Here is a 3,633-nt window from a genome sequence, read left to right on the forward strand (position 1 = left end):
GTTTATCAACATGAAATATTACATATTCTGCAAGATTAATTGCTTGTAAAAGGGGCTGAATTTTATCAGGAAAACCACTTGGAGTAACCCAAGTTTTAATCACGTCAGATTCTTTTCGGTCATAAAGAGAAAGATCAGTTACAGTACCTTTTTTACCAAATTCTGTTGCGATGTCCTGTTTTCCCAAGACTACAAAATTTATTGACTTCATATAATGAACGAATATTTGACTTTATTTTAAGCCTGTTTTAAGATACAAACATACAAAGTTAGAAAACGAATCACTCAAAAAATTTGATAATTATCATGATCAAAAATGCAACTGCAGCACTTGCAGGTATTGTAATAATCCATGCCCAAACTATTCGTTTGCCAATACCCCATCTAACTGCAGAAACACGTCTTACAGCGCCAGCACCCATGATAGAACCGGAAATAGCATGTGTTGTACTTGCAGGAATTCCAATATGGGCTAAAATTGCTAAAATGGTTGCACCGCTAGTTTCTGCAGCAAATCCTTGATATGGTTTTAATTGTGTAATTCTTGCCCCCATGGTTTTGACAATTCTCCAACCACCAAAAAAAGTACCAAGACTAATTGCAATTGCTGCAATCAATATCACCCAGAACGGTACTTCAAATGTTGTTAGTACACCTTCTGTTAATAAAATCAATACGATTATTCCCATTGTTTTTTGACCATCATTTGCACCGTGTGTGAGAGAGAAATAAGTTGCAGATACAAGTTGTAATTTACCAAAAATAGAATTTACATTTGCAGGATTTTTGTTTGCAAATGCTTTAACAATTAATGTAGCTAACAAAAAGGCACCAGCCAATCCCACTAATGGAGACACCAATATTCCAGTGAACACTTTTTCTAATCCACCAAAAAGTATTACATGTGTTCCAACACCTGCAATTCCAGCACCAATTATACCACCTACAAGAGCATGACTACTAGATGACGGAAGACCCAACCACCAAGTGATTAGATTCCATACTATTGCACCAACTAATGCAGCTATTACAATATGAATAGTTACAAAATCAGGATCAATGATTCCCTTTCCAATAGTGGTTGCTACTGCTACGCCAAAAAGAAAAGGACCAAAAAAATTTGCCATAGCTGCAAGAGATACTGCATGAAGTGGTTTTAACACACGGGTTCCAACAACAGTAGCAATAGAATTTGCTGCATCATGAAATCCATTTATGAAATCAAAAATCAGTGCGACTATAATTGCACCGATAGCTAGCTCATACATAATATCACTATGCGTATTTCAAAACTATGTCTTCAATAACATCTGCAACATCTACACATCGGTCAGACGCAGTTTCCATTGTTTCATAGATATCCTTTAGTTTAATGATAGTTATAGCATCGTTTGTCTCAAAGAGTTTTTCAATAGATTTTCTATAAAGTTCATCTACGGTGTGTTCGATTGTACTGGTATTCCTACAATGGGCAATCATATCTTGAGTATTTTTGATACTACGTAATTTTGATACCATGTATTCTACTTCTTTTGTTGCATTCACAAGCTCTTTTGCAATATCTAATGCATATGGCGGAGTAGTTGTAATTTTGTAACTATGAGTTCTAGCAGCAATACCATCCATGAAATCAATTACGTCATCTATTTTTGAGGCTATTCTCTGCATATCCTCACGATCAAATGGGGTGATGAATGTTTTATTCAGTTCTGCAAAAATATCACGGGTAAGAATATCGGCTTCATTTTCAAGTCTTTTGATTATTGTATGTTGTTTGGCATCACTTAGATCTGAAAACAAAACAACAAGGGCCTCAGCAGTCTCTACTGCTTTTTTTGCTAAATCGTCAAAAATTGCTAAAAGTTGTTTGTCATTTGATTTCATCCATGAAAACATATGTCCCATAAATCAGGTGAGATAGATGTTCAATTAAAACTGTTGACCATGTAATATATTCAACTATATAGAACAAAAGATAATTAAACTAAAAATGTGTTCTAATCATCAATTAAAATTGGAGCATTAGGGTGTTTTAAATAAATCTCAGAGACATCTAATTAACAAGAATATTCAGATAGATCTTCACATTCATCTAGATCTTCATCTATTACATGTAAGTGATACAGTATTGCTTTTTGGTTGGACAAATCAAACATCTCTTGGTAATAATTTATGATGTTAATTTCACATATAAAAGACATACGAAGGAATTGCACTTAATTTGTAGTCAATATTGAGCCTATGGGAAAGAGGGTAATACAGAAGCATAACTTGCAAATCGGTGATTTTTTGGATGCACTAATTTTTGGCGATATTTAGAAATTGGTTTACCAATAGCACCGTCTAGGCCAAGCGGGCCTTTTACAAATTTTGATTTATGTGCCCAATGTAAGACCTCATCAGTTGGACTGTAGTAGTTTACAATTTTGTTTTTGATTATTTTTTCCAGTAGATGTCCATATTTTTTTGATGATGGAACATCACTTGTAATTGATGCGCCAAAGAGGTAAGCACTTTCAACAATATCAGTATTTTTACTTTTTTTTGCCAAATATTCCACAGTGCTTAGGATCACTTGAGAACCCAAAGAGTGACCCATTAAACGAATCTTTGTTTTAGGACTGATAGATTTGAAATATTCAATAAACATCCCAAGGTTACGACCATTTTTTATAGCAATTTTTTGACCTGTTGAAAGTGCACGTTTAGCATGTTTTAGTAAATGCGCCCCGGTAGTGTTAGAATCATAACTAAATCCAACTACAGGAAAACAATAACCAATATGCAATAATCTTTTTTTTACCAAAACAGCTTTTGCAATTGCACCAGCATTATCGTTTCGTAATCCATGAATTACAATTACAAGTTCTTTAGAACCAATTAATTTATCAAAAGATTTCTTTGGATATAAAAAATAGGAGTTATTTTTTATTGTTTTACCATATCTAAGATCATAATATCCTCTAGTCGATATTCTTGGAATGATTTTCTTCATGATGGGCCTAGTTGTTTTTTGTATTTTGCAATGTCTGCATCTTCAACTTTTACAAATAACGGCGTAGCGTCACCTAAAACGTGTCCAGATTTTACATCAATTTCAGATAATGATTCCCATTTGCTGGTATTTACTTTTCCAGAAAACCCTAGCTGCTCCCAAATTTTTTGGGAGGATACTGGAAGAAATGGAAACAAGGCTATTGCCATACTACGAGCTGCATTCACAGATAAGAATACACAGTTTGCAGTTCCAGGCCCTTTCTTCCAGGGTTCTTTATGCTGGAAATATTGATTAAAGTAAGATGAAAATTCCATGATTTTCTTTAGAGCCCTATCCAAATGATTTTGTTCCATCAGAAGACCAAGTTCGCCTGCAAGATTTTTTATTTTATTTTCAGCTTCAGTGTCTTTATCATCATAGGTTTCAGTTTCAGGGATTATTCCATCAAATGCCTTTTTTGTAAATCCTAGTGCACGGTTTACAAAATTTCCAAGATTTCCAATCAATTCAGAATTTATTCTATTTGTAAATTCATCCCAATCAAAATTCAAATCATCCTGAGAGTATGGATTTATTGCAACTAGATAGTACCTCAGATAATCTGCAGGATAGTATTCTAAGAATTGTTTTAGTCC

The 3,633-nt window shown here is 33.9% G+C and carries 4 protein-coding genes and 1 pseudogene; all 5 read right to left on the minus strand.

Going from position 1 to position 3,633, the window contains the following annotated elements; translation table 11 throughout:
• Positions 1-211: pseudogene (locus BG20_RS03080) on the minus strand (EF-Tu/IF-2/RF-3 family GTPase); the annotation flags it as partial.
• 70 nt (positions 212-281) lie between these two features.
• Complete coding sequence (locus tag BG20_RS03085) at positions 282-1,268, minus strand: inorganic phosphate transporter (protein ID WP_010190804.1); 987 nt, start codon at positions 1,266-1,268, stop codon at positions 282-284.
• 7 nt (positions 1,269-1,275) lie between these two features.
• Entirely contained in the window at positions 1,276-1,905 is a 630-nt protein-coding gene (locus tag BG20_RS03090; protein ID WP_010190805.1) for a DUF47 domain-containing protein, read from the minus strand.
• 334 nt (positions 1,906-2,239) lie between these two features.
• On the minus strand, positions 2,240-2,995 hold the full coding sequence (locus BG20_RS03095; RefSeq protein ID WP_010190806.1) for a DUF726 domain-containing protein: 756 nt from the start codon (positions 2,993-2,995) through the stop codon (positions 2,240-2,242).
• A partial coding sequence (locus tag BG20_RS03100) for a class I tRNA ligase family protein (RefSeq protein ID WP_010190807.1) occupies positions 2,992-3,633 on the minus strand: 642 nt, incomplete at its 5' end. The genes BG20_RS03095 and BG20_RS03100, both read right to left, overlap by 4 nt.

This window comes from Candidatus Nitrosarchaeum limnium BG20 (assembly GCF_000241145.1).
Taxonomy (GTDB): Archaea; Thermoproteota; Nitrososphaeria; order Nitrososphaerales; family Nitrosopumilaceae; genus Nitrosarchaeum; species Nitrosarchaeum limnae.